The organism is Burkholderia sp. MSMB1589WGS (assembly GCF_001636105.1).
GTDB lineage: Bacteria > Pseudomonadota > Gammaproteobacteria > Burkholderiales > Burkholderiaceae > Burkholderia > Burkholderia humptydooensis.
This window is the reverse complement of record NZ_LNJT01000008.1, coordinates 2,019,211-2,043,793: the sequence shown is the minus strand read 5'-3', so window position 1 is coordinate 2,043,793 and position 24,583 is coordinate 2,019,211. Positions and strand designations below refer to the sequence as shown.

The 24,583-nt window shown below is 66.8% G+C and carries 19 protein-coding genes; 9 read left to right on the top strand and 10 right to left on the bottom strand.

Features of this window, described 5'->3' with window-relative positions; genetic code table 11:
• The first annotated feature begins 75 nt into the window (after nucleotides 1-75).
• The 5 genes from WT16_RS26300 to acnA all read left to right on the top strand — a co-directional run bounded on the left by WT16_RS26300 (nucleotide 76) and on the right by acnA (nucleotide 7,249).
• Nucleotides 76-1,059 carry a malate dehydrogenase gene (locus WT16_RS26300; protein ID WP_006028603.1) on the top strand — a complete coding sequence of 328 codons (984 nt, stop codon included), beginning with the start codon at nucleotides 76-78 and terminating at the stop codon, nucleotides 1,057-1,059.
• 204 nt (nucleotides 1,060-1,263) lie between these two features.
• The gene (locus WT16_RS26295) at nucleotides 1,264-2,283 is read left to right on the top strand and encodes an aldolase/citrate lyase family protein (RefSeq protein WP_063534571.1); all 1,020 of its coding nucleotides are present in this window, start codon (nucleotides 1,264-1,266) and stop codon (nucleotides 2,281-2,283) included.
• Between the two features lie 155 nt (nucleotides 2,284-2,438).
• On the top strand, nucleotides 2,439-2,948 hold the full coding sequence (locus tag WT16_RS26290; RefSeq protein ID WP_006028601.1) for a hypothetical protein: 510 nt from the start codon (nucleotides 2,439-2,441) through the stop codon (nucleotides 2,946-2,948).
• Between the two features lie 84 nt (nucleotides 2,949-3,032).
• Entirely contained in the window at nucleotides 3,033-4,484 is a 1,452-nt protein-coding gene (locus WT16_RS26285; RefSeq protein ID WP_015603447.1) for a bifunctional 2-methylcitrate dehydratase/aconitate hydratase, read from the top strand.
• A gap of 47 nt (nucleotides 4,485-4,531) precedes the next feature.
• Complete coding sequence (gene acnA, locus WT16_RS26280) at nucleotides 4,532-7,249, top strand: aconitate hydratase AcnA (protein WP_006028599.1); 2,718 nt, start codon at nucleotides 4,532-4,534, stop codon at nucleotides 7,247-7,249.
• 307 nt (nucleotides 7,250-7,556) lie between these two features.
• Here acnA and WT16_RS26275 read toward each other — a convergent pair whose 3' ends face one another.
• Entirely contained in the window at nucleotides 7,557-8,729 is a 1,173-nt protein-coding gene (locus WT16_RS26275) for a multidrug effflux MFS transporter (protein ID WP_015602776.1), read from the bottom strand.
• Nucleotides 8,730-8,865: 136 nt separating this feature from the next.
• Here WT16_RS26275 and WT16_RS26270 point away from each other — a divergent pair, with 136 nt between their 5' ends.
• Nucleotides 8,866-9,735 carry a LysR family transcriptional regulator gene (locus tag WT16_RS26270; RefSeq protein ID WP_015603965.1) on the top strand — a complete coding sequence of 290 codons (870 nt, stop codon included), beginning with the start codon at nucleotides 8,866-8,868 and terminating at the stop codon, nucleotides 9,733-9,735.
• A gap of 413 nt (nucleotides 9,736-10,148) precedes the next feature.
• Here the strand turns inward: WT16_RS26270 and WT16_RS26265 are convergent, their stop codons facing one another.
• The 3 genes from WT16_RS26265 to WT16_RS26255 form a co-directional block, all read right to left on the bottom strand.
• On the bottom strand, nucleotides 10,149-12,314 hold the full coding sequence (locus WT16_RS26265) for a c-type cytochrome (protein WP_063534570.1): 2,166 nt from the start codon (nucleotides 12,312-12,314) through the stop codon (nucleotides 10,149-10,151).
• A gap of 284 nt (nucleotides 12,315-12,598) precedes the next feature.
• Nucleotides 12,599-12,973: a DUF2784 domain-containing protein gene (locus WT16_RS26260; protein WP_015603733.1), complete on the bottom strand. Its 375-nt coding sequence runs from the start codon at nucleotides 12,971-12,973 to the stop codon at nucleotides 12,599-12,601.
• 226 nt (nucleotides 12,974-13,199) lie between these two features.
• On the bottom strand, nucleotides 13,200-13,562 hold the full coding sequence (locus WT16_RS26255; RefSeq protein WP_045554764.1) for a hypothetical protein: 363 nt from the start codon (nucleotides 13,560-13,562) through the stop codon (nucleotides 13,200-13,202).
• A 197-nt stretch (nucleotides 13,563-13,759) separates the two neighbouring features.
• On the opposite strand from WT16_RS26255, the gene WT16_RS35465 reads away from it, so the two are divergent.
• Both WT16_RS35465 and WT16_RS26245 read left to right on the top strand, forming a co-directional pair.
• Nucleotides 13,760-13,894, top strand: a complete 135-nt coding sequence (locus WT16_RS35465; RefSeq protein WP_063534569.1) for a hypothetical protein — start codon at nucleotides 13,760-13,762, stop codon at nucleotides 13,892-13,894.
• A 346-nt stretch (nucleotides 13,895-14,240) separates the two neighbouring features.
• Nucleotides 14,241-15,989 (top strand): S53 family serine peptidase, encoded by a 1,749-nt coding sequence (locus WT16_RS26245; protein ID WP_041861961.1) that lies wholly within the window; start codon nucleotides 14,241-14,243, stop codon nucleotides 15,987-15,989.
• A gap of 71 nt (nucleotides 15,990-16,060) precedes the next feature.
• On the opposite strand, the gene WT16_RS26240 is transcribed toward WT16_RS26245, so the two are convergent.
• The 4 genes from WT16_RS26240 to WT16_RS26225 all read right to left on the bottom strand — a co-directional run bounded on the left by WT16_RS26240 (nucleotide 16,061) and on the right by WT16_RS26225 (nucleotide 20,525).
• The gene (locus tag WT16_RS26240; protein ID WP_006028592.1) at nucleotides 16,061-16,900 is read right to left on the bottom strand and encodes an ABC transporter permease; all 840 of its coding nucleotides are present in this window, start codon (nucleotides 16,898-16,900) and stop codon (nucleotides 16,061-16,063) included.
• A 31-nt stretch (nucleotides 16,901-16,931) separates the two neighbouring features.
• The gene (locus WT16_RS26235; RefSeq protein WP_006028591.1) at nucleotides 16,932-18,191 is read right to left on the bottom strand and encodes an ABC transporter permease; all 1,260 of its coding nucleotides are present in this window, start codon (nucleotides 18,189-18,191) and stop codon (nucleotides 16,932-16,934) included.
• Between the two features lie 100 nt (nucleotides 18,192-18,291).
• Nucleotides 18,292-19,338: an ABC transporter substrate-binding protein gene (locus tag WT16_RS26230; RefSeq protein WP_006028590.1), complete on the bottom strand. Its 1,047-nt coding sequence runs from the start codon at nucleotides 19,336-19,338 to the stop codon at nucleotides 18,292-18,294.
• 74 nt (nucleotides 19,339-19,412) lie between these two features.
• Nucleotides 19,413-20,525 (bottom strand): ABC transporter ATP-binding protein, encoded by a 1,113-nt coding sequence (locus WT16_RS26225; RefSeq protein ID WP_006028589.1) that lies wholly within the window; start codon nucleotides 20,523-20,525, stop codon nucleotides 19,413-19,415.
• A 108-nt stretch (nucleotides 20,526-20,633) separates the two neighbouring features.
• Between WT16_RS26225 and WT16_RS26220 the strand changes: the two genes are divergently transcribed.
• Nucleotides 20,634-22,163 carry a PLP-dependent aminotransferase family protein gene (locus tag WT16_RS26220; protein WP_063534568.1) on the top strand — a complete coding sequence of 510 codons (1,530 nt, stop codon included), beginning with the start codon at nucleotides 20,634-20,636 and terminating at the stop codon, nucleotides 22,161-22,163.
• A gap of 18 nt (nucleotides 22,164-22,181) precedes the next feature.
• On the opposite strand, the gene WT16_RS26215 is transcribed toward WT16_RS26220, so the two are convergent.
• Both WT16_RS26215 and WT16_RS26210 read right to left on the bottom strand, forming a co-directional pair.
• Complete coding sequence (locus tag WT16_RS26215; protein ID WP_063534567.1) at nucleotides 22,182-23,216, bottom strand: lipase secretion chaperone; 1,035 nt, start codon at nucleotides 23,214-23,216, stop codon at nucleotides 22,182-22,184.
• A 3-nt stretch (nucleotides 23,217-23,219) separates the two neighbouring features.
• Entirely contained in the window at nucleotides 23,220-24,314 is a 1,095-nt protein-coding gene (locus WT16_RS26210) for a triacylglycerol lipase (protein ID WP_063534566.1), read from the bottom strand.
• Nucleotides 24,315-24,583: the final 269 nt, after the last annotated feature.

Below are 24,583 nucleotides of genomic sequence, written 5' to 3'. Positions count from 1 at the left end.
AAGCAACGCTTCGCGTAACGCGCATAGAATGGCGTTTTCCCTAGCGTCCCACGCTCAATGTCCTGGAGATTTTCAATGGCTAAGCCCGCAAAGCGCGTTGCCGTCACCGGCGCCGCAGGTCAGATCGCTTACTCGCTGCTGTTCCGCATCGCGAACGGCGACCTGCTCGGCAAGGATCAGCCGGTCATCCTGCAACTGCTCGACCTCCCGCAAGCCCAAGCCGCCGTCAAAGGCGTCGTGATGGAGCTGGACGATTGCGCGTTCCCGCTGCTCGCGGGCGTCGTGATCACCGACGACCCGAAGGTCGCGTTCAAGGACGCCGACGTCGCGCTGCTGGTGGGCGCGCGTCCGCGCTCGAAGGGCATGGAGCGCAAGGACCTGCTGTCGGCGAACGCCGAGATCTTCACGGTCCAGGGCGCGGCGCTGAACGAAGTCGCGAGCCGCGACGTGAAGGTGCTGGTGGTCGGCAACCCGGCCAACACGAACGCGTACATCGCGATGAAGTCGGCACCGGATCTGCCGAAGAAGAACTTCACGGCCATGCTGCGCCTCGACCACAACCGCGCGCTGTCGCAGCTCGCCGCCAAGGCGGGCAAGCCGGTCGCGTCGATCGAGAAGCTCGCCGTGTGGGGCAACCACTCGCCGACGATGTACCCCGACTTCCGCTTCGCGAGCGCCGAAGGCGAATCGCTGCTGAAGCTCATCAACGACGACGAATGGAACCGCAACACGTTCATCCCGACCGTCGGCAAGCGCGGCGCGGCGATCATCGAGGCGCGCGGCCTGTCGTCGGCGGCGTCGGCGGCCAACGCGGCGATCGACCACGTGCGTGACTGGGTGCTCGGCACGAACGGCAAGTGGGTCACGATGGGCATCCCGTCGGACGGCTCGTACGGCATCCCCGAGGACATCATCTACGGCGTGCCGGTCGTCTGCGAAAACGGCGAGTACAAGCGCGTCGAAGGCCTCGAGATCGACGCGTTCTCGCGCGAGAAGATGGACGGCACGCTCGCCGAGCTGCTCGAAGAGCGCGACGGCGTCGCCCACCTGCTGAAGTAATGCGCCTGGCCGGGCCCGCCGCGCCGCGGAGGCCCGGCCGAGCCGGCGCCCGGGCGTCGCGCCCGGCCGCGCCGGCCGCGCGAATCGAGTCGATATCCGATTCGCGCGGGCTTTGCCCCAGGCGCCGCACCCCGGCGCCTCGCAGAGCCCGCCCGAATCCGATTTTCACGCTGGCCCAGCCCCTGAACCGACGCAGAAGAACAGATGTCCTCGCTCACACCCGCAGAAGTGCTGTACGAAGGCGTTGCGCCGCCCGCGATCCTGCCGTGCTGCGATCATTACGCGGGCAGCGAGAAGCTGATGCTCAAATCGCTCGCGCTGCAGGCCGAGCTCGGGCCCGTGTTCGACATCACGCTCGACTGCGAGGACGGCGCGGCCGTCGGCCGCGAAGCCGGGCACGCGGCGCTCGTCGCGGCGCTCGTCGGCGGCGAGACGAACCGCTTCGGGCGCGTCGGCGCCCGCCTCCACGACATTTCCCACCCTCACTGGCGCGACGACGTGCGCATCATCCTGCGCGCGGCGCGCCCACCCGCCTATCTGACGCTGCCGAAGGCCGGCGGCGCGGCCGACGCGGCCGAGATGTGCGCGTTCATCGAGGCGTCCCGCATCGAGCTCGGCATCGCGCAGCCGATTCCCGTCGACGTGCTGATCGAGACGCACGGCGCGCTCGCCGACGCCGCGCGGATCGCCGCGCTGCCGAGCGTCGCGACGCTGAGCTTTGGCCTGATGGATTTCGTGTCCGCGCATCACGGCGCGATTCCGGACGACGCGATGCGCTCGCCCGGCCAGTTCGATCACCCGCTCGTGCGCCGCGCGAAGCTCGAGATCGCCGCCGCGTGCCACGCGCACGGCAAGACGCCGTCGCACAACGTGACGACCGAGGTGCGCGACATGCGCGTCGTCGCGAACGACGCGCGCCGCGCCCGCGAGGAATTCGGCTACACGCGGATGTGGAGCATCCATCCGGCGCAGATCCGCGAGATCGTCGCCGCGTTCGCGCCGCGCGCGGACGACATCGCGCGCGCGAGCCGCATCCTGCTCGCCGCGCAGGCGGCCGACTGGGGCCCGACGCGGCATGACGACGCGCTGCACGACCGCGCGAGCTACCGCTACTACTGGTCGGTGCTGCGCCGCGCGCGCGCGACCGGCCAGCCGCTGCCGGCCGAGTCGGCGCCGCTCTTTCGCGATGCCGACGAGCGGGCGGCGGAGCCACGCGAAAAATGAACAGTGCACGGGGCGCAAAAACTGAATGCGACACGCCAAATAGGTGAAAATAGCGGCCGCTGCGCGCTTCCGGGGCGCGTGCAGTTCCAACCCCACCCGGTGGACGAGCTGTGCGTCCGCCCTTGTTAACCGATTAAACGTAAGGTTCTGATTCCATGAAGAAACTGCTGATCGCTACCGCCATCGGCGCTCTGTCCGCCACGATGCTGGCCGCGGCGCCGAGCGCGTTCGCGCAGGATTCGTCGGCCACCGCGAAGAAGGCCACGCCGAAGCGCCCCGCGCCGAAGCGCCACCTGATCCCGCGCAGCAAGAAGGCGCAGGCGCGCGCCGCCGCGAAGACCGATCCGGTGCCGGAAGGCGCGGTCAAGTGGGCGTGCAAGGACGGCCTGTCGTACGATCTGGCCGGCGACATGAAGCGCGACCAGATCGTCACGGTCCACTGGGCCAACAAGAACTACAAGCTGCCTCGCCAGCAGACGACGACGGGCGCGGACGTGTTCTATGACCCGGCGAGCGGCATGAAGCTCGTCGTGATCCCGACGAAGGGCATGCTCTTCAGCGACAAGGACGACAGCCGCCTCGCCGACGAGTGCCAGACGCCCGAAATGGCGGCCGGCAACGCGGTCGCGCCGACCCAGTCGAACGAGCTGAAGCCGTCGAACTGACGTCGATCCCGACAGCAACCATCTTGCATCGGACCGGAGCAAGCGCTGAAGCGCCGACTCCGGTCGACAGGAGCCTGGATGTCCATGTCCGCCCCGATCCCGAACGTCCGGCCAGCGCCGGATTCAGTGCTGGTCGATATCGCCGACTACGTGCTGAACCATCGCATCGACAGTGCGCTCGCGCTCGAAACCGCGCGCCACTGCCTGATCGATACGCTCGGGTGCGGGCTCGAGGCGCTGGCGTATCCCGCCTGCACCAAGCTGCTGGGGCCGATCGTGCCGGGCACGATCGTGCCGCACGGCGCGAAGGTGCCCGGCACGTCGTTCCAGCTCGATCCGGTGCAGGCCGCGTTCGACATCGGCGCGGCGGTCCGCTGGCTCGACTTCAACGACACCTGGCTCGCGGCCGAATGGGGCCATCCGTCCGACAACCTGGGCGGCATCCTCGCGACGGCCGACTGGCTGTCGCGCACCGCCGTCGCGGCCGGCAAGCGGCCGCTCGCGATGAAGGACGTGCTCGTCGCGATGATCCAGGCGCACGAGATCCAGGGCTGCCTCGCGCTCGAGAATTCGTTCAATGCAGTCGGCCTCGACCATGTGCTGCTCGTGAAGGTCGCGTCGACCGCGGCCGTCGGCCGCCTGCTCGGCCTCACGCGCGACGAGCTGATCAACGCGCTGTCGCTTGCGTTCGTCGACGGCCAGGCGCTGCGCACCTATCGCCACGCGCCGAACACCGGCTCGCGCAAGTCGTGGGCGGCGGGCGACGCGACCTCGCGCGCGGTGCGTCTCGCGCTGATCGCGAAGACGGGCGAGATGGGCTATCCGTCCGCGCTGACTGCGAAGACCTGGGGCTTCTACGACGTATCGTTCGGCGGCAGGCCGTTCCGCTTCCAGCGCCCGTATGGCACGTACGTGATGGAGAACGTGCTGTTCAAGATCTCGTATCCGGCCGAGTTCCATGCGCAGACGGCCGTCGAGGCCGCGATGGCGCTGCATGCGCAACTCGCGGCTGCCGGGCGCACCGCCGACGAGATCCGCCGCATCACGGTGCGCACGCACGCGGCGGCGATCCGCATCATCGACAAGCAAGGCCCGCTCGCGAACCCGGCCGACCGCGATCACTGCATCCAGTACATGATCGCCGTGCCGCTCCTGTTCGGCCGCCTCGCGGCCGCCGACTACGAGGACACGGTGGCCGCCGATCCGCGGATCGACGCGCTGCGCGCGAAGATCGCGTGCGTCGAGGACCCGCAGTTCACGAAGGATTATCACGATCCGGCGAAGCGCTCGATCGCGAATGCGCTCACGATCGAGTTCGACGACGGATCGACGCTCGCCGAGGTGGCGGTCGAATACCCGATCGGCCACATGCGGCGGCGCGCCGAAGGGATGGCGCTCCTGATCGACAAGTTCAGGACGAATCTCGCGCGCCGCTTCCCGGCGAAGCAGCAACAAGCGATTCTCGACGTGTCGCTGGACCAGGCAAAGCTCGAGGCGATGCCGGTCGATGAATACGTCGATCTGTATGTGATCTAGCCGTCAAATACAGAGTTCTTTCCTAGCCTTAAACCCAGGAAATCACCATGGCCCACAATCTCCACAAAACACTCAAGGAATTCGACAGCGGTTCCGGCAAAGGCAAGTTCTACTCGCTGCCGAAGCTCGGCAAGGAACTGAAGACGAAGATCGAGCGCCTGCCCGTGTCGATCCGCATCGTGCTCGAGTCCGTGCTGCGCAATTACGACGGCAAGAAGATCACCGAAGAGCACATCGAGCAGCTCGCGAACTGGAAGCCGAATGCGAAGCGCGTCGACGAGATCCCGTTCGTCGTGTCGCGCGTCGTGCTGCAGGACTTCACGGGCGTGCCGCTGCTCGCCGACATCGCGGCCATGCGCGGCGTCGCGAAGCGCGCGGGCAAGAACCCGAAGAAGATCGAGCCGCTCGTGCCGGTCGATCTCGTCGTCGACCACTCGGTGCAGATCGACTACTTCCGCCAGAAGGACGCGCTCGACCTGAACATGAAGCTGGAGTTCCAGCGCAACAACGAGCGCTACCAGTTCATGAAGTGGGGCATGCAGGCGTTCGACACGTTCAAGGTCGTGCCGCCGGGCGTCGGCATCGTCCACCAGGTGAACCTCGAGTACCTCGCGCGCGGCGTCCACAAGAAGAAGGACGACGGCGACACGGTCTACTACCCCGACACGCTCGTCGGCACCGACAGCCACACGACGATGATCAACGGCATCGGCGTGGTCGGCTGGGGCGTGGGCGGCATCGAGGCGGAAGCCGGCATGCTCGGCCAGCCGGTGTACTTCCTCACGCCGGACGTCGTCGGCGTCGAGTTGAAGGGCAAGCTGCGCGAAGGCGTGACGGCCACCGACCTCGTGCTGACGATCACCGAAATGCTGCGCAAGGAAAAGGTCGTCGGCAAGTTCGTCGAATTTTTCGGCGAAGGCACGAAGACGCTCGCGCTGCCGGACCGCGCGACGATCGCGAACATGGCGCCGGAATACGGCGCGACGATGGGCTTCTTCCCGGTCGACGAAAAGACGATCGACTACTTCAAGGGCACGGGCCGCACGAAGGCGGAAATCGCCGCGTTCGAGAACTACTTCAAGGCGCAGGAACTGTTCGGCATCCCGAAGGCCGGCGAAATCGACTACACGAAGACGCTGACGCTCGATCTCGCGACGGTCGCGCCGTCGCTCGCAGGCCCGAAGCGCCCGCAGGACCGCATCGAGATCGGCAACGTGAAGTCGACGTTCACCGATCTGTTCTCGAAGCCCGTCGCGGAAAACGGCTTCGCGAAGAAGGCCGACGATCTGACGGCCGAGTACAAGACGAGCGACGGCATCACCGTGAAGAACGGCGACGTGCTGATCGCCGCGATCACGTCGTGCACGAACACGTCGAACCCGAGCGTGCTGCTGGCCGCCGGCCTGGTCGCGAAGAAGGCCGTCGAAGCGGGCCTCACCGTCGCGCCGCACATCAAAACTTCGTTGGCCCCCGGATCGCGCATCGTCACCGAGTACCTGACGAAGACGGGCCTCCTGCCGTACCTCGCGAAGCTCGGCTTCGAAGTGGCCGCGTATGGCTGCACGACCTGCATCGGCAATGCGGGCGACCTCACGCCGGAACTGAACGAAGCGATCACGAAGAACGACATCGTCGCGGCGGCCGTGCTGTCGGGCAACCGCAACTTCGAGGCGCGCATCCACCCGAACATCCGCGCGAACTTCCTCGCTTCGCCGCCGCTCGTCGTCGCGTACGCGATCGCCGGCAACATCACGAAGGACCTGATGACCGAGCCGGTCGGCCAGGGCAAGGGCGGCCGCGACATCTACCTCGGCGACATCTGGCCGTCGAGCGAAGAAGTCCAGTCGCTGCTCAAGTTCGCGCTGGACCCGGAGAAGTTCGAGAAGAACTACTCGCACCTGACCAAGAAGGGCGACCTCTGGAGCAAGATCGAGGGCGAATCGGGCCAGGTCTACGACTGGCCGAAGTCGACGTACATCGCCGAGCCGCCGTTCTTCGGCAGCGATTTCGCGATGGAGCCGGCCGCGTCGATCGCGACGGTCAAGGGCGCGCGCGCGCTCGGCATCTTCGGCGATTCGGTGACGACCGACCACATCAGCCCGGCGGGCTCGATCAAGGAGGATTCTCCGGCAGGCAAGTGGCTGAAGGAGAACGGCGTGCAGAAGGCCGACTTCAACAGCTACGGCTCGCGCCGCGGCAACCATGACGTGATGATGCGCGGCACGTTCGCGAACGTGCGGATCAAGAACCTGATGATCCCGGCGAAGGCGGACGGCACGCGCGTCGAAGGCGGCCTGACGATCCACCAGCCGAGCGGCGAACAACTGTCGATCTACGACGCGGCGATGAAGTACATCGACGCCGACACGCCGACCGTCGTGTTCGCGGGCGAAGAGTACGGCACGGGCTCGTCGCGCGACTGGGCGGCCAAGGGCACGCAACTGCTCGGCGTGAAGGCCGTGATCGCACGCAGCTTCGAGCGGATCCACCGTTCGAACCTGGTCGGCATGGGCGTGCTGCCGCTGCAGTTCAAGGGCTCGGACAGCATCCAGTCGCTCGGCATCACCGGCGACGAGACGTACGACATCGAAGGCCTCGGCGACGACTTCAAGCCGCAGCAGGACGTCACGCTCGTGATCCATCGCAAGAACGGCGAAACGAAGCGCGTGCCGGTGCTGCTGCGCATCGATACGCCGATCGAAGTCGACTACTACAAGCATGGCGGCATCCTGCCGTTCGTGCTGCGCTCGCTGCTCGCGGCGTAGGCGCACTGTTTTTGCAGGGACCGCGCGATGCAGCGATGCGTGCGCGGTCGATTTGAAGCCCGGCCTGGCCGGGCTTTTTTTCGATTCGTCGCGGAGTTTCGTGGATGGTGCGTGCCCGCCCGAAGCGGCCTGTCACCGCACCGAAGGAAATGTCCGCTCGCCGTGCCCAAGGGGATATGCAAATGGCAACGCGAGACTTCCATCGTTAGATGGTTCAATGAGGCGCGGCTTCGCTTGGTCCGTCTAAATGGCGCGGCGGAATGTTGCGGGCGTTCGACTGGCAGAAACGGGCGCTAAAGCCAGTAATTCACTCGATACACTCGCCTTCCGGACGCGGTGAGATGCACGCCGCCATCGCGAGCAGCGCCAAAAGCAAAATCGAAGATGCCAGCACCGCTGACCCCGTGCCGCATGCTGCACTGATCAACGATGCCACCAATGCGGAACTGCTGATCTGGAAGAACCCGACGAGTCCGGATGCGGTCGCAGCCTGCCCGTGCGCGCCCGTGACCGCGCCCGATACGGCAAGCGACAGTGACGAGCCGTTTGCGAGACTGACCACGCACATCGGGAGGATCACTGCCGCGACGCTTGTGACGCCGCGCGTCGCGACGACGGCGAACGCCAGTCCGCCCAGCACGAAGCACGCGACGCCGGTGGTGACGATCCGATCGTACGTCCAGCGATCCAGCCATCGCCGGGCCAGCAGGTTGGCCGTTACGATGCTTCCGGTCAGGGGCAGATATAGCCAACCGCTCTGCGCCTCGCGCAAACCGAGGCTCGCGAATATGAAAGGCGATTGCGTCAGGTAGATGAACCAGGCGCAATAGATCGCACAGACAATGACGGTGTAACGTCGAAAGGCTCCGTCGCGGAGAACGTGCGCGAAGCCCGCGAGTGGCGCGCGATGCTTCCTGTCATGCGGCGCGAGCGTTTCCGGCAGCATCGTCATCGCCATCAGTAGTGCGGCGAACGCAAATCCGGCGACGAAGAGAAAGTCGGCGTACCAGCCGAACCTCGATGCAAGATAGCCGCCGACCGCCGGAGCCAGCGCCGGCGACAGCGATACCAGCGGATAAACGACGGCGTAGACCTTGGCGGACGCCTGCTTGCTGCACGTATCGGCAATCAGCGCCCGACCGATGACGAGGCCCGCCGCGGCTCCGGCGGCCTCCACCATGCGCCACGCGAGGAATGCGCCGAAGTGCGTGGCCGCTGCGCAACCTAGCGAGCCAACGAAGTACAGCGCGATGCCGGCGAACAGGACGGGCTTGCGGCCGTGGCGGTCCGAAAGCGGGCCGTAGACGAGTTGCGCGATCGCGAGTACCAGCAGATACACGGAGACCGTTTGTGGCATCCGCCAGTTGGCGACCCCGAATACGGTGGCCATGTGCGGCATCGCGGGCAGATAGACGTCCGATGCGATCAGGCCGAACGCATTGAGCATCGCGATCGTAAAAATGAAAGACATGCGCGGCATGAACTGGGCTCCGTTGCACGCCGTCACGGGGCATGCGGTTATGGCAGTGGGAGCCGTCATGCTAGAGATTCGAGCTTCGTGTGAAAATGCACGATATCGCATACCATACCTGCAAATTTGCAGACCGATATCCAACATGAACTGGGACGACGTTCGAATCTTTCTGGCCGTGCATCGGTCGGTCACGCTGACTGGGGCCGCGCAGCAACTGGGCATCGATCAGACCACGGTCGGGCGGCGCCTGAGCGGCCTCGAAGGCGCGCTAGGCAGCCGCCTGTTCCTGCGCACCACCGAAGGATTCGTGCTGACCCGCAGCGGCGAGCAGGTGCTGGAAACTGCGAGGGAAATGGAGCGCCTCGCGGTATCGTTCGAGCGCCGCAGCGAAGGCGCCGACGAACGCATAGAAGGGGACGTGCGCGTCACCACGACCGATACGCTGGCCATCGATTTCGTCATTCCGGCAATCGAGCGGCTCCAGACACGACATCCCGGTATCCGGGTGCTTCTGAGCACGACTCCGCGTCTGCTCGATCTGTCGCGCCGCGAGGCGGACATCGCCATCCGCACGGAGCGGCCGGAACTGCAGGGCTTGATCGTGCGGCGGCTCGGAAGCTGGGAGGTCGGGCTTTACGCGTCGCGCAGCTATGTCGCGCGGCGAGGAGAGCCGAGACCAGGCGGCGAATTTTCCGGCCACGATCTTGCGGTCTACCAGCCGGGCGTCACGAAACGTCAGCACGACACGTTCGTCGGCGAGTCGAGAGCGCGGGGACGTGTCGTCGCGGAGCTGGATTCCAGCCTGATGCTCAGTGCGTTCGTGCGGGCCGGTCTCGCACTGGGGGAATTGCCGACGTATATGGCGCAGCGATATCCGGAGCTTGTTCGGATCTGGCCAGCCCGGCGAAGGAGCTCGCCCTATGAGGCGTGGATGGTATTGCACGCTGACCTCGCGCGCACGGCGCGGGTCCGTGTCGTAGTCGACGCGCTTGCCGGGCAATTCAACCTTTGATTAGAGCGCGCATCCAGTCAGCCGACGCTTCGGCGCCTGGAGCGATCACTTTCGCGCATATGCGTTCGTTGACGTCTGACCGTTATGCGCCCGATTTCTGTCGCTCGCCGCAGACGCGCCAACGACTCAAACTGGGCGAGCGCCGGCGGTTTGCCCCGCGCGCCCCGGTAATCTTCGATGACCTTTTTTCGATTCGTCGCGGCCGGGATCGGGGAGATCTGTCCGAGGCCATGCCCTGCCCCGAAGCCTGGCTTCGGCGCGAACCGGATTCGTCGAGAGCCGAACGACGATCGGCGCGAGCGCGCGGCCAGCGAAGCGCACCGTGCCGGCATCGCGTTCCTCGATGCGCAAGCCGGATCGCGAGGCACTCGCGAGGCGCCGCGAAAACCAGCCGTTCCGCGGCGTTTGCGCGATCAATAGCGCGCGTCGGCCGGCTTCTTGTCCCTCGGCCAATCCTTGACCTTGCCCGCGAAGTCCGGCCGCGGCTGGTGCGTGAAATATTCGGCGACGTCCACGGATTCCTGATCGGTCAGCCCGCCTTGTCCAAGCGGAAAACGATCGTGGAATGCGATCGGCATGTTGCGCTTGACGAATCCGGCGGCCGTATACGTGCGCGCCATGCCCGCGCCGATGTTGAACGATTCGTCGCCCCAGAGCGGCGGGTACACCCACCGGCCTGCGTCATTCCTGACGCCCTCGCCGTTCGAGCCGTGGCACAGCGCGCACTGCGCCGCATAGATCTGCTTGCCGTTGCCGACGTCGGGCACGATCCGCTGGCTGATCCTGCCGACGCCACGGCCCTCGACCTTGTCTCCCGGCTTGGTTTCGCGTCGCATCCAGTCGAAGTAGGCGACCATCGCCTTCATCTGCTCCGAGTCTGGCGGCAGCGGCTTGCCGTTCATCGACCGCAGGAAGCAGCCGTTGATGCGGTCCGCGAGCGTGATCACCCGGCCGGCGCGCGGCGCATAGCCGGGAAAGAACGCGGATACGCCGACGTACGGCGAGCCGCCGGCGACCGTGCCCGCGTTGAGGTGGCAGCTCGCGCAGTTCAATGCATTGCCGACGTTCTTCGGCAGCATCTGGCGCGTGTCGATGTTCAGGCGCGCCCCCAGCGTGAGTTGGCTCGCGTTGGGCTCGGCGAGCATGTCGGCGAGGCGCGGCGTCTTGAACCGCGTGCCGTCTCCCGCGCCCGCGCGCAGTTGCCTGCGCATGCCGCCGACCGTACCGGCGCCGATCGCGCGGGCGTCCGCCCGGCCCCAGCTCTTGCGCGCGAAGTTCAGGATCTCCGCGATCTCCTGATCGCTCAGTTGCGCGAACGCAGGCATGGTCAGCACCCGCGCATGACGCACCGTCTGCGCGGAACGCCAGCCGGTCAGCATGATGTGGACCAGCGTGGACGGGTCCTCCGACTGCAGCGCGGCGTTGCCCGCCAACGGCGGAAAGACGTCCCGCACGCCGGCCCCGTCCGAACGGTGGCAGTCGTTGCAGAACTGCAGGTAGCCCAAGCCGCCTCGCGACGTGTAGAGATCGGCCGGCACCCATGACGACGGAGCGGCGGCCGGCGATCCCGCGGGCGTGATCGCCGGCGCCGCGCCTCGCGGCACCTGCATCGGCTTGTCGTGCCCGGCGGCGGGCAGCGATTCGAGATACGCGCCCACGGCCAGCAGATCGCCGTCGCTCATGTACTGCGTACTGTGCTGGACCACGTCCACCATGTTGCCCGACGCCGTGCCGTAGCGGTTGCGTCCGGTCTTGAGCATCTCGGCCGTGTCCCGCGGCGTCCACAGCGCGCGCAGGCTGAGCGCGCGCCAACCTTCGACAGTCTCGCCGGCGAGGAAATACTGGCCGGCGGAGCCCGCCCCCGACATCGCCTTCTCCTGGAAGCCGAGCCCGCGCGGCGTATGGCAGGCGCCGCAGTGGCCGAGCCCCTGGACGATATAGGCGCCCCGGTTCCATTCGGCGCTCCGGGTCGCGTCGGGCTGGAACGGCGTGTCGTCGAGGAAGGCCCATTTCCACAGCGCGAGGCCCCAGCGCTGGTTGAACGGAAAGCGCAACGCGAGCGCGCGGTTGGCCTGCGGCACCGGCGCCACGCCCTTCATCAGGTACGCATACAACGCCCGCATATCCTCCGGCGACACCTTCGCATACGACGGATAAGGCATCGCCGGGTAGAGATGATGGCCGTCGGCCGCGACGCCCGTGCGCATCGCGCGATCGAATTGCTCGAACGTATAGCGCCCGATGCCGGTCCGCGGGTCGGGCGTGATGTTGGTCGAGTGCAACTCGCCGAATGGCGTCTGCAACGCCAGGCCGCCCGCCAGCGGCTTCGACTTGTCGCCGGTGTGGCACGCAACGCAGTCGCCCAGTCGCGCGATGTAACGTCCGCGCTCCGCCTGCGCGCGCGTCGCGGCGTCGAGATCGGCGGAATAGTCGGCCGGCAGATCGTCGATGATCCGCGGCACGACGGCGTGCGCGGACGCAGCGGATGCCGGCCTCGCAGACGAAATCTGGGCGAAGGCGGCTGCCACGAAAAGCCCCGCGATCGCACATCGTGCGAGCGTGTTACCCCATGACTTCATAGTGGTCCCCGGAAGGCGAGCTTTATTTTGATCGGCGGCATGCGTGGGACGGACGCGGCGCGCGTGCCGCGCGCGTCGGCGCCGACGCGCGCTTCGCAGCGAGCCCGGCGCATCGCGATGCCTTTGTGGGTCGTCAGTACGGGGTCAGTATGAGGTCATCTTTGCGCTGTGCGCTTGATTCCCGTCAAGCAGGATCAGCCGCGGCGGCATGCCGGCCGGCATGGCCCGCGATCATCGATGGACAGCGCATGCGACGATTCGATTCGGCTTAGCCGTCGGGCGAGCTATCGGTTCCCGCGAGCGGGAATCCGCCTCCACGTCAGCCACACGATCAGCGCGAACAGCACGTACGCGACGGTGAACGCCCACGCAGGCAAGTCGTAGTACAGCAGCCGGCCGACCCAGCGCTGCACGAAGCCCTGCGCACCCGGTGCGCCGGTGCGCAGCCGGTCTTCGAGCACCGTCAGCGGGCAATCGATGCCGAGCACCGCCAACGCGGCGACGACGCCGATCGCGAGCAAATGCGCGAGCCGGAACGTCCGGTCGCGCACCCAGCGCCAGCCGAGCGCCGCGCCCGTCCAGATCGCGGCGAGCCCACCGACGATGAACAGCACGATCAGCGCGTGCACGACGAGTACGATATCGGCGAGCCAGGTCATGAGGTCCCATGCGCGAGCGGCGGCATGCCGCGCGGGCGGCATGCGCATGTCGGCACGCTGCCCGCCGGGATCATTGTATCGATGTCGACGCGTGCGGAACGCGCGTCGCCGCGGCTGCATCGTGGCGGCAGCAAGCGGCCCGGCCGGCCCGGGCGCTTCGTCCGGAGCACCGGGACTCGGTCGTATTGGTTGCGATTAGTTGGTCGTATCGGTCCTGTACCGGCCCTCAGTGCGCCGGCTTGTCGAGCACCGCATACCACGAGCAGACCACGCCCGCCGGCGCGACGCCGCCCGCTCCGTTCGAATGCGGCGCGGTGCGCACGATCGATCCGGCGAGCGCGGGCCGCTGCTTGGTGCCGTTCGGCCAGGCCGGACTCAGGTAGCCGACGCAATCGTAGATCCACTCCTCGCCGCCCACCTTGCCGCGGCCCTGGAACCTCACCGCATTGGGCGAGCCGTAGTCGATGTAGCCGCTCAGCGTCAGTTCCCAGCCATCGCCGTAAATGCGTCCCTTGAAGACGCCCATTGGCGCCGCGATCGGATGGCCGAGCTCGTCGATATCGTCCCGCGTCGCTTCTCGCACGCGCATTCGCACCGTCCGCGCCGCCCGATCACGCGCGACGCGGCTCTTCGGCTGCGTCATCGCGTCATGCGTCGGCCCAAGGGAAAACCCTATAATATCGGCGTCGGCGCGGGTCGTATTCGTTCATCCCCGCCCGACCGACCAGCCACGCGCGGAGGCCCGATCCGCGTCACATTTTGCGCGGCCGTTGCCGCGAATCCATCATGAAGCGAATCGGCGCGTTTTTCATCGCAACCTGGGCGGCCGCCGCAATGCTCTACCTGGGGCGGCATTCGGTGCCGATGATGGCGATGAGCGGCGTCGTCGCGCTCGCCAGCCTCGATCTGCTTCGTCCGTAAAACGGCCACGGCACGCCGCGGGCGACATCTCGACATCTCGGCGGTGCCGGTTCGCCGCCGCGACGCGAACTCTAGAAGAACCTGTCAAAAACGGCGAATGTCGCACGTGCGCGTCACACCCTTTCATTCAGCATCCCAAATCATTTCATCGGCCCGCCTTTTTACTTTCATTTTTCGTTCGCCACTCAAATAGTGAACGGGTGTGTCACTTTTTCTCTGTCAACAGTGACAGCTAACGAAACTGGCAGTTACCCGAGAGAACGGTGCTCGCATACGCTTAGCGCGCTCTCGTCCCCACAAGGGTCAGAGCTTGACAACGTCGCACTCTCTCAAAAGGACACACTCGATGAACAGGACCGCCGATTTTGCACTCTCCCTCTCCCCGCTGTGCAGGCGACTTGCCTGCGTGTGGCCGCTCGCGCTCGCCGCCGGCGTCGCGCACGGCGCGACGGACTGGGTCGATACGCATACCCAAGCTTTCCTGAATCACGCGCAACTCGACACGCTCGCCCGCAGCGCGAACACCGCGTCGCTCGAGCTCGCCTCCGGCGAAGCCGCGCACGTCGTGATCAGCCTGAAGCTGCGCAACGCCGAGCAGTTGAAAGCCGTCGCGCGCAACGTCAACGATCCGCATAGCTCGCAGTACCGGCAGTACATCACGAGCGCGCAGTTCCTGTCGAACTACGCGCCGACCAACGCGCAGGTGAAGCAGGTCGTCGACTATCTGCGCAAGAACGGCTTCGTCGACGTCCGCGTCGCGCCGAACCGCATGCTCGTCTCCGCGCGCGGCACCGCAGGCACGGTCAAGCAGGCGTTCAACACGCCGCTCGTCCACTTCGAGTACGCGGGCCGCTCGGGCTTTGCGAACGCTTCGACGGCGCAAGTGCCGCGCGCGCTCGGCGACATCGTCGGCTCCGTGCTCGGTTTGCAGAACGTCGCGCGCGCGCGGCCGCTGTCGAAGATCGGCGCGATCGCGAAGCCGCAGGCGCTCGCATCCGGCACGGCGACGGGCCACTATCCGTCCGAATTCCCGGCACTCTACAACGCGACCGGCGTGCCGAACGCGGCGAACGCGACGGTCGGCATCATGACGATCGGCGGCGTGTCGCAAGCGTTGTCGGATCTGCAGCAGTTCACGAGCGCGAACAGCTATCCGGACGTGTCGACGCAGACCGTGCAGACCAACGGTTCCGGCGGCAACTACAGCGACGATCAGGAAGGCCAGGGCGAATGGGATCTCGACAGCCAGTCGATCGTCGGCGCCGCGGGCGGTCAGGTCGGACAACTGATCTTCTACATGGCCGACCTCAACGCGTCGGGCAACACCGGCCTCACGCAGGCGTTCAACCAGGCCGTGTCGGACAACACGGCGAAAGTGATCAACGTATCGCTCGGCTGGTGCGAAACCGACGCGAACGCGGACGGCACGCTTTCCGCCGAAGAGCAGATCTTCACGCAGGCGGTCGCGCAAGGCCAGACGTTCGCGGTGTCGTCGGGCGACGAAGGCGTCTACGAGTGCAACAACCGCGGCTATCCCGATGGTTCGAACTACTCGGTATCGTGGCCCGCGTCTTCGCCGCACGTGCTCGCGATCGGCGGCACGACGCTCTACACGTCATCGTCGGGCGCATTCTCGAACGAAACCGTGTGGAACGAAGGGCTCGACGGCAACGGCAAGCTGTGGGCGACGGGCGGCGGCGTCAGCACGATCCTGCCGAATCCGTCGTGGCAGTCGGGCAGCAACCGCAAGCTGCCAGACGTGTCGTTCGACGCCGCGCAGAGCACGGGCGCGTATATCTACAACTACGGCCAGTTGCAGCAGATCGGCGGCACGAGCCTGTCCGCGCCGATCTTCACCGGTTTCTGGGCACGGATCCTGTCGGCGAACGGCACCGGCCTCGGCTTCCCGGCCGCGCGCTTCTACCATTCGATTCCGACGCATGCGTCGCTCGTGCGCTACGACGTCACGTCCGGCAACAACGGTTATTCGGGATACGGCTACAAGGCGTCGACCGGCTGGGACTACCCGACCGGCTGGGGCAGCATCAACATCTCGAACCTGAATCAACTGATCCAGTCGGGCGGCTTCAATTGAGCGGGCGCTCGTAGCGCGATAGCGGCAAGCGGCCGGCGCGGCAGGAGGACGCGCCGCGCGCCGCCAATGCGTCAGCTCACCGCGCGCTTCGCGTTGCGTCCGCGCAGCCATTCTAGCGCGAGCAGCAGACACGTCGAGAACACGATGAGGATCGTCGCGAGCGCGGCGATCGTCGGGCTGATGTTCTCGCGAATGCCGGTGAACATCTGGCGCGGCAGCGTCGTCTGATCGGCGCCCGCGAGGAACAGCGTGACGACCACTTCGTCGAACGATGTCGCGAACGCGAACAGCGCGCCCGACATCACGCCCGGCGCGATCACGGGCAGCGTCACGCGAAAGAACGTCGTCACCGGATTCGCGCCGAGCGACAGGCTCGCGCGCACGAGATTCTGGTTGAAGCCCTGCAGCGTCGCGGCGACCGTCGTCACGACGAACGGCACGCCGAGCGCCGCGTGCGCGCAGATGAGCCCCGCGTACGTGTTCGCGAGGCCGAGCGGCGCGAAGAACAGATACATGCCGACGCCCACCACCACGACGGGCACGATCATCGGCGACAGCAGCACTGCCATCAGCAGCCCCTTGCCGCGAAAATCGGTCTTCGTGAGGCCGATCGCGGCAAGCGTGCCGAGCACGGTCGCGACGAGCGTCGCGGCCGGCGCGACGATGAAGCTGTTCTTCGCGGCCATCCGCCACTCGTCGGACGCGAGCAGGTTCTCGTACCAGCGCATCGAAAAGCCCGGAATCGGATAGACGAGGAACGTGCTCGACGAGAACGACAGCGGCACGATCGCGAGCACGGGCAGGATCAGGTACAGCAGCGTCAGCGCGACGAGGCCGCGCAGCGCGAAATACCATGCGCGCTCGATCCCCGACATGTGCGGCGCGAAAAGCGGCTTCGCCAGCAGTTTCATGTTCGTTTCCCCCTGTTGGTCCCGTCTTTGCTCAGCCGAGGCTCGGCTGCGAGCGCGTGAAGCGTCCGTAGATCGCGTACAGCACGAGCGTCGCGGCGAGCAGCAGGCCGCCGAGCGCGCACGCCATTCCCCAGTTGATCGTCACGTTCGTGAAGTACGCGACGTAGTAGCTGACCATCTGATCGTTCGGACCGCCGAGCAATGCGGGCGTGATGTAGTAGCCGATCGCGAGGATGAACACGAGCAGCGCGCCCGCGCCGACGCCCGGATAGGTCTGCGGCACGTACACGCGCCAGAACGCCGCGAACGGATGGCTGCCGAGCGACACCGCCGCGCGCTGATAGCTCGGCGGAATCGACTTCATCACGCTGTAGAGCGGCAGGATCATGAACGGCAGCAGGATGTGCGTCATCGAGATGTACACGCCGACGCGATTGAACAGCAGCGCGAGCGGCTGCGAAATCAGGCCGACGTCGATCAGCGCGCGATTGACGAGCCCTTCGCTTTGCAGCAGCACGATCCACGCGGCGACGCGCACGAGCACCGACGTCCAGAACGGAATCAGCACGAGGATCATCGCGAGATTCGCGCGGCGCTCGGGCAGCGTCGAGATCCAGTACGCGAGCGGGTAGCCGAGCGCGAGCGCGAACAGCGTGACCGCGAAGCCGATCAGCAGCGTGCGGCCGAACACCGCGAGATAGATCGATTGATCGGGATCGGCGGGCACGATGCTGCCGAAACCGTCCTGCTTGTGATCGAGCGCCGCGAGCAGATAGAACGGCGAATAGCGGCCGCTGTTCTTCGCGATCGCCTGCCAGTACGCGGGGTCGCCCCAGCGCGCATCGAGCTCGAGCAGCTTCGCGCGCGTCTGCGCGGGCGCGAGCGGCGCGTTCGCGTCGCCCGTCAGCGGCATCGCGCGCGCGGTCTTCGCGACGAGCGACCGATAGCCGGGAATCTCGGTGTTCAGGCGCCGTGCGAGCGCGCCCATCGCCTCGCCGTCGGCGACCTGCGTGAGGTCGGCGGCGAGCGCCGCGTAAGCGGCATCGGCGGGCGGCGCCTTGCGGTCCCAGTTCGACAGCGCGGCGACGGTGCGCGGCAGCGCAGCCGCGATCTCGGGATTCTGCACGGCGCGCGTGAGCAGCGCGCCGATCGGCACCACGAACACGAGCAGCAGGAATATCGCGAGCGGCGCGACGAGCAGCAGCGCCATCGCACGCTTCCTGGCCTCGGCCGCCTTCAGTTCACGCTTGAGCGATGGAGTCGGCGGCGCCGACTGCGTAGCGATCGTCATCGTATTCAACGGTTGTCTCCAGCCGAAACGCCGTTCGGAGGAACGCCGCGCGCGCCGTCATGACGCGCGCGGCCGTTTGCTTCATCGGCTCATGCGGCCGTCACTTCGACGCCCAAGCGGCAAAGCGCTGCTCGAGCTCGTCGCCGTGATCGGTCCAGAACGTGATGTTCTGCAGCACCGCGTTCTTGCCGTTCGCCGGCGAGTTCGGCAGGTTCGCGAGCGTCTTCGCGTCGAGCGCCTTGATCGCGGCGACGTTCGCGGGGCCGTACGCGATGTGCTGCGCGTAGTCCTGCTGCGGCTTCGACGACAGCGTGTACGCGATGTACTTCTCGGCGAGCGCCTTGTTCGGCGTGCCCTTCGGAATCGCCCAGTAGTCCAGATCGTAAATGCTGCCGTTCCACACCACCTTCAGGTTCTTGCCTTCCTTCTGCGCGGCGCTGATGCGGCCGTTGTACGCGGTCGACATCACGACGTCGCCCGCGACGAGGAACTGCGGCGGCTGCGCGCCCGCTTCCCACCACTGGATGTTCGGCTTCAGCTCGTCGAGCTTCTTGAACGCGCGGTCCTGGCCCGCCTTCGTCGCGAGCACCTTGTAGACGTCCTTCGGCGCGACGCCGTCCGCCATCAGCGCGAACTCGAGGTTGTAGCGCGCGCCCTTGCGCATCCCGCGCTTGCCCGGGAATTTCTTCACGTCCCAGAAATCGGCCCAGCCGGCGGGCGCGCTCTTGAGCTTGTCCGCGTCGTATGCGAGCGCCGTCGACCACACGAAGAAGCCGACGCCGCAGGTTTGCGGCGATTCGGCAATCAGATCGGACTTCTTCGCGATCTTCGCCCAGTCGAGCTTCTCGTACAGGCCTTCGTCGCAGCCGCGGTTCAGGTCGCCCGACTCGACTTCGACGACGTCCCAGTTCACGTGCTTCGCCTCGACCATCGCCTTCACCTTCGCCTGCTCGCCGTTGTATTCGACGGCCGTCACCTTGTTGCCGGTCGTCTTCTCGAACGGCTGGTTGAACGCGGCCTTCTGCGCGTCGCCATTCGCGCCGCCGAAGTTGACGACGGTCAGCTCGGCCGCGCCGGCCGTCGCGCAGAACGCGGCGAGCGACAGCAGCGCAACCGCGCGGCGCGGCGTGTTGAACGTGTGGTGCATGATGTTTCCTCTCGTGACGGATGATGGAGCGTGGTGGTTATACGAAGAGCGACGCGCAACGCGCGGCTTCGCGTTCATGCGAAGACCCGCAGATGCTCGGGCTGGAACTCGAGCGAGACCGGCGCGCCGGGCGCGAACGCATCGAGCGCGCCGGTGCCGAGCGGCACCTTGACGAAGCATTCGTCCTGCCCCGGCAACGCGCAGCGCATCCGGACGTGATCGCCGAAGTAGATGAGGCTGCGCGCTTCGCCGAATAGCGCGTTCGCCGCGCCGCCTGCCGCGCCGTTCGCCGCGCGGCCGCCGCCCGGTGCGACGTTCATCCGCTCCGGACGAATGCATGCGATGCCCGACGCGCCCACTTGCGCGTTGCCCGTATTCAGGCCGACGAGACGCGTGCCGTCGTCGAGCCGGAACTCGCAAAACTCGCCGTTCACGCTCGCGACGGTGCCGCGCAGCCGGTTGCTGTCGCCGATGAAATTCGCGACGAACTCGTTGCATGGCGATTCGTAGAGCCGGTCGACGGTGTCGAGCTGCTGCACGATGCCCTTGTCGAACACCGCGACGCGATCGGACATCGTCAGCGCCTCGCCCTGATCGTGCGTCACGTAGACGAAGGTCAGGCCGAGCTTTTCGTGCAGCGCCTTCAGTTCGTACTGCATGTGCTCGCGCAACTGCTTGTCGAGTGCGCCGAGCGGCTCGTCCATCAGCACGAGCTTCGGCTCGAACACGAGCGCGCGCGCAAGCGCGATCCGCTGCTGCTGCCCGCCCGACAACTGCGCCGGATAGCGCTTCGCGAAACGCTCCATCTGCACCATCGTCAGCGCGGCGGCGACGCGCGCGTTGCGTTCCGCGGCGGGCAGGCGCCGCACGTTCAGCGGATAGTCGACGTTCTGCTCGACGCTCAGATGAGGAAAGAGCGCGTAGTTCTGGAACACCATGCCGATGTTGCGCTTGTGCGGCGGCACGTTGTTCAGCAGCTCGCCGTCGAGGCGGATCTCGCCTCCCGTCGGGAATTCGAAGCCGGCGAGCATCATCAGGCAGGTGGTCTTGCCCGAGCCGGACGGCCCGAGCAGCGTCAGGAATTCGCCGCGCCGGATGTCCAGATCGAGCGATTTGACGACGAGCGTTTCGCCGTCATAAGTCTTGCGCACGCCGCGAAAGCTGACGATCACATCATCGGTCTTCATCGTCCCGTCCCCTTTTCGTCTTGGCTCGACATTTCGAGATGCGATTCACTATACGGTGCACACGGTTCTACAATAGGGAACCATTTCAATATTTTCGGTAGAACCACTTTGGATACCGTGATCCTCTCCGACTGGCTTGCCGCGCGACTCGAGCGGCACTCGGCCGAGCCGATGTATCGGCAACTGCTGCGCCTGATGCAGCAGGCGATCCTGTCGGGGGAGCTCACGCCCGGCACGAAGCTGCCGAGCTCGCGCACGCTCGCCACCGATCTCGCGATCGCGCGCAACACCGTGCTGCATGTGTACGACCAGTTGACGACGGAAGGCTACGTGCTGACGACGACGGGCAGCGGCACCTACGTCGCCGACACGCGCCCCGACGCGGCGGCGATGCGCGCGCAAGCCGGCGCGCTCGCGCATCCGTCAGACGAATCGCGCGACGTGCAGCAGCGCGCGCACGGCGCGCTGTCGATGCGCGGCGCGCAGTTGATCCGGCATGCGGGCGTGTCGCGCCGCCAGTGGGGCGCGTTCATGCCGGGCGTGCCGGACGTGTCCGAGTTTCCGACGCGCACGTGGAGCCGCCTGCAGGCGCGGCTGTGGAAGGAAGCGAATCCGGAACTGCTGACCTATGCGCCGGGCGGCGGCTACCGGCCGCTGCGGCGCGCGCTGTCCGATTACCTGCGCGTCGCACGCTCGGTCAAATGCTCGCCCGACCAGATCATCATCACGACGGGCATTCATCAATCGATCGACCTGTCGGTGCGCCTGCTCGCCGACGTCGGCGATCGCGCGTGGGTCGAGGAGCCGTGCTACTGGGGCGTGCGCAGCGTGCTGCAGGCGGCGGGGCTCGTGCTCGCGCCCGTGCCCGTCGACCACGAAGGGCTCGCGCCGCGCGCGCAGGACCTGAAGCACCCGCCGCGGCTCGCGCTCGTCACGCCGTCGCATCAATATCCGCTTGGCATGGTGATGAGCCTCGCGCGGCGCCGGATGCTGCTCGAGTATGCGCGGCAGCATCAGTGCTGGATTATCGAAGACGACTACGACAGCGAGTTCCGCTACGGCAGCCGGCCGCTCGCGTCGCTGCAGGGGCTCGACGACGCGGGCCGCGTGATCTACGTCGGCAGCCTTGGCAAGATGCTGTTCCCGAGCCTGCGCCTCGGCTACATGGTCGTGCCCGAACATCTCGTCGAGACGTTCAGGACCGGGCTATCCGAGCTGTATCGCGAAGGACAGTTGATGCAGCAGGCCGTGCTCGCCGAATTCATCATGGACGGCTATCTGACGTCGCACGTGCGCCGGATGCGTGCGCTGTACGGCGAGCGCCGCCAGTTGCTGATCGACGCGATCCATGCGCGCCTCGGCGATGCGCTGCCGGTGATGGGCGACGAGGCGGGCCTGCACCTCGTGCTCGGATTGCCGAACGGCTGCGACGATCGCGCGATCACGCAGACCGCGTTCGACGCGGGCGTGATCGTGCGTCCGCTCACGACGTACTACAACCACGCGGATACCGCGCGCGAGGGATTGCTGCTCGGCTACGCGTGCGTGCCGAACGAGCGGATCGCGCCTGCGTTCGACACGCTCGCGCAAACGATCGAAGTGCATCTGGATCGCAGTGCGAAGCAGCGTGTCGCGTGACGCGCGTGACGCGCGCCGCTATTGCGGCTGCGCCGCCGCGCCGCCGCGATCGAGCGACGCCGCGCGCAGCGCCTCGCCCGGCTGCGTGAAGTAGCGCTGCCGCAGTTGCGCGATCTGCGTGTCGCGATCCTGCGGCGACAGATTCTGTGCGTCGATCTGCGCGCGCTGCGCCGCATATTCGTCGTACTTCGCGCGCCACGCGTCGTTCGCCTGCTGCATCTTCGCGACGCGTTCCGCGGCTTCCGGCCCGAGCGATTGCACGAGCTGCGCGCGCATTTCGTCGGGCGACGCACCAGACTTCTGCGATTGCGCGATCCGCGCAATCGCATCGTTCTGCTGCTTTTCGCGCGCCTGCTCGGCACGCTGGTCGAGCGGCAGTTGCTGTTCGAGCGCCGCGAGGCGCGCGGCCCTCTGCGCGTCCGTCAACGAAGCGTCGCGCGCGATCCTCAGCCGCGCGAGATCGTAGCGCTGCCGCTGCTGCTCGGCGCCGAAGAACGGCTCGGCCCAGTCGCCGAGCGTGCGGCTCGCGATCGATGCTCGCTGGTCGAGCGCGAGCTGCAGCGCTGCGAGGTCGAGCTTGTTGCCGGGCGCGCCGCCGTCCGGCAGCTTCGCGAGTTGATCGAGATACGCGCGATAGCGTTTCCAGACGTCGAGCGCCTCGCCCTGCGCGACCGTGCCGTCGAGCTGCGCGGCGAGCTCGCGCGCGACGAGCGCATCGAGCGCCTGCGCGCTCAGCTCGCTCTGCGCGCTCAGGCAATAGTCGAAGAAATCGCGCACGGCCCGCGTCTTCGCGAGATGACCGTGCGCGTCGAGCGGCAGCCGCGGCGCCGACGAGCCGGCCAGCGACGCGGGCAGCCCGCTCGCAGCGGAGCCCACATCGGCGCTCTGCGCCGCGACGGCGGGCGCGGACGCGGCGACGCCCGGCGCGGCGCCCGCCGCGCCGGCATCGCGCTTCGCCGGCGCGCCGACGACATACCAGACCGCGCCGGCCGCAACGACGCCGGCCGCACCGTAAAGCGCGACGCGTCGCGCGAAGCCGCCCTCACCCTTCATCGATCACACGCCCTGCGTCTTCAGCCGGTTCGCATGCGTTCGGATCACCGCGACCGGATCCTCCGCATACGCGCCGCGCACGCCGAGCAACTGGTTGATCTCGTCGAGGTGGTTCCACTTGTAGCTCGTGCTGAGCACCTGGCCATACAGCGAGCTGCAGCGCGACACGAGGCCGTCGTTCGCGCCGGAGCCGCGATTGATCATCACCGTGCCGGAGCCGAGCAGCGCGAGCGTCGACGGATCGAGCGTATTCGCCGGATCGACGAACGGGATCGTGCTCGTATCAGTTGCGCCCGTCACGCCGAGCGCCGGCAGCGTCGGCTGGATCGCCGTGCCGCCCCACGAATACAGCAGATGCGTGTTGCCGCCGACCGTCTCCGTCGGCGCGCCCGTCTGGCATGAGCCCGGCGCGCCGAGGCCCACGCTCGGATAGTTCTGGTTGTACGTCGCGGTCTGCGACGTCGTCAGCGTCTTCAGCGCGGCGAGCGCGTCCTGATTCGTGTTGTTGTTGCTGCTCGTCAGGATGCCGAACACATTGACGAACGCGGCGATCACCGTCGACGACAATCCGGTCGGATCGTACGCCAGCACGGTTTGCACGAAGTCCGCGAACTCGGAGCCGCGATGCGGCGTGCCGATCGTCGTCACCGACGCGACGAGCTGCGGCGCGACGGCTGCGACGTAGCGCGACGTCAGCCCGCCCTGGCTATGGCCGATCAGGTTCACCTTCGATGCGCCCGTCGCGGCGAGCACCTGCTGCACGTATGCGAGCAGTTGTTCGCCGCGGCCGTTCGGCCCGTCGTCGCTCTGGAAGCCGGACAGGTTCGCGACGTAGACCTGCGCGCCGTGCGCCTGCAGATCCGCCTGGATGCCGTACCAGTAGTCGAGAACGTTCGCGTATCTGTCGGTGCCGGTCAGGCCGTGCACGAGGATGATCGGATATCGGGTCGCCGCGTAACTGTCGACGACGGTCGTCGCCGCGACGGCGGATTGCGTGCCGGCAAGCGAGAGAAAAGTCCCGATGCTCGCGGCCGGCGCCGCGCTCATCGCGAACGCGGCCGCCGCCGCCACTGCTCTGGATCGCATCGATCTGGCCATGTACGTCTCCTTTTGTTTGAATCGTATCGGATGAGGATATTGTTTCTGTGCGCCTGACTACGTTTTGCACTGCCCGAATACGCAGCCTGCATGCCGGACACAGTTGCACGGCTCAACGGCGCCGCACAGGACGCGACGACGATCTTTGACGATTGAAACGAGCGCCTCCTGCGCCGGCCAAAGGAGTGAAGCATGCCTAACGAAAATTTTCCGTCGGTTAGACACGGCTCTCTAATCGATTGACGCTAGCGGCGAGGCCAAGCGGGTAA

Excerpts from the sequence above, each read along its gene's own strand:
- WT16_RS26290 (WP_006028601.1), top strand. The coding sequence starts at position 2,439 with ATGAAGAAACTGCTGATCGCTACCGCCATCGGCGCTCTGTCCGCCACG.
- WT16_RS26285 (WP_015603447.1), top strand. The coding sequence starts at position 3,033 with ATGTCCGCCCCGATCCCGAACGTCCGGCCAGCGCCGGATTCAGTGCTG.
- WT16_RS26300 (WP_006028603.1), top strand. The coding sequence starts at position 76 with ATGGCTAAGCCCGCAAAGCGCGTTGCCGTCACCGGCGCCGCAGGTCAG.
- WT16_RS26255 (WP_045554764.1), bottom strand. The coding sequence starts at position 13,562 with ATGCGCGTGCGAGAAGCGACGCGGGACGATATCGACGAGCTCGGCCAT.
- WT16_RS26245 (WP_041861961.1), top strand. The coding sequence starts at position 14,241 with ATGAACAGGACCGCCGATTTTGCACTCTCCCTCTCCCCGCTGTGCAGG.
- WT16_RS26260 (WP_015603733.1), bottom strand. The coding sequence starts at position 12,973 with ATGACCTGGCTCGCCGATATCGTACTCGTCGTGCACGCGCTGATCGTG.
- WT16_RS26210 (WP_063534566.1), bottom strand. The coding sequence starts at position 24,314 with ATGGCCAGATCGATGCGATCCAGAGCAGTGGCGGCGGCGGCCGCGTTC.
- WT16_RS26295 (WP_063534571.1), top strand. The coding sequence starts at position 1,264 with ATGTCCTCGCTCACACCCGCAGAAGTGCTGTACGAAGGCGTTGCGCCG.
- WT16_RS26215 (WP_063534567.1), bottom strand. The coding sequence starts at position 23,216 with ATGAAGGGTGAGGGCGGCTTCGCGCGACGCGTCGCGCTTTACGGTGCG.
- WT16_RS26265 (WP_063534570.1), bottom strand. The coding sequence starts at position 12,314 with ATGAAGTCATGGGGTAACACGCTCGCACGATGTGCGATCGCGGGGCTT.
- WT16_RS26240 (WP_006028592.1), bottom strand. The coding sequence starts at position 16,900 with ATGAAACTGCTGGCGAAGCCGCTTTTCGCGCCGCACATGTCGGGGATC.
- WT16_RS26275 (WP_015602776.1), bottom strand. The coding sequence starts at position 8,729 with ATGCCGCGCATGTCTTTCATTTTTACGATCGCGATGCTCAATGCGTTC.
- WT16_RS26225 (WP_006028589.1), bottom strand. The coding sequence starts at position 20,525 with ATGAAGACCGATGATGTGATCGTCAGCTTTCGCGGCGTGCGCAAGACT.
- WT16_RS26235 (WP_006028591.1), bottom strand. The coding sequence starts at position 18,191 with ATGACGATCGCTACGCAGTCGGCGCCGCCGACTCCATCGCTCAAGCGT.
- WT16_RS26270 (WP_015603965.1), top strand. The coding sequence starts at position 8,866 with ATGAACTGGGACGACGTTCGAATCTTTCTGGCCGTGCATCGGTCGGTC.
- WT16_RS26230 (WP_006028590.1), bottom strand. The coding sequence starts at position 19,338 with ATGCACCACACGTTCAACACGCCGCGCCGCGCGGTTGCGCTGCTGTCG.
- WT16_RS35465 (WP_063534569.1), top strand. The coding sequence starts at position 13,760 with ATGAAGCGAATCGGCGCGTTTTTCATCGCAACCTGGGCGGCCGCCGCA.
- acnA (WP_006028599.1), top strand. The coding sequence starts at position 4,532 with ATGGCCCACAATCTCCACAAAACACTCAAGGAATTCGACAGCGGTTCC.